Source organism: Sulfitobacter sp. HI0027 (genome assembly GCF_001634775.1).
In the GTDB taxonomy this organism is placed as follows: domain Bacteria; phylum Pseudomonadota; class Alphaproteobacteria; order Rhodobacterales; family Rhodobacteraceae; genus Sulfitobacter.
Genome location: NZ_LWER01000390.1, coordinates 1 through 493, shown reverse-complemented (window position 1 = coordinate 493; position 493 = coordinate 1). Strand labels below are relative to the sequence as shown.

General features: G+C 59.6%; 1 protein-coding gene. It reads left to right on the top strand.

Annotated elements, in window-relative coordinates; all coding sequences use genetic code 11:
* A partial coding sequence (locus A3722_RS18000) for an IS66 family transposase (RefSeq protein WP_150120547.1) occupies positions 1-445 on the top strand: 445 nt, incomplete at its 5' end.
* Positions 446-493: the final 48 nt, after the last annotated feature.

The window sequence follows — 493 nt, the reverse complement described above, 5'->3', positions numbered from 1 at the left end:
TGACATTCGTGGCATCTCCTCCGGCCAGCGATTGTCTGCCCGTCAGGCCCGCAGTGCCCCGCTGGTCGCAGCATTCGGTGAATGGCTGGAGGCTGAGCGCCGCAAGATCTCCACCAAATCCCGGCTGGGTGAAAAGCTGACTTACATCCACAATCACTGGGACGGACTGCAGACCTTCTTGGCCGATGGGCGCGTCGAGATCGACAACAACCGCGTCGAAAACCTGATCCGCTCCATCACCCTCAATCGGAAAAACGCCCTCTTCGCTGGGCATGACGAGGGTGGTATCGCCTGGGGCCGCATCGCCTCACTGATCGAGACCTGCAAGATCAACGGCATCGAGCCCTTCGCCTATCTCAAGGCAACCCTCACAGCGATCGCCAATGGTCACCCACAAAGCGGCATCGACGATCTGCTCCCGTGGAACTTCAAGACGTCAAGCTGACCCGACAGTGCCCTCCTGAGAACGCTTACTGTGCAACTTCGAGCGCAG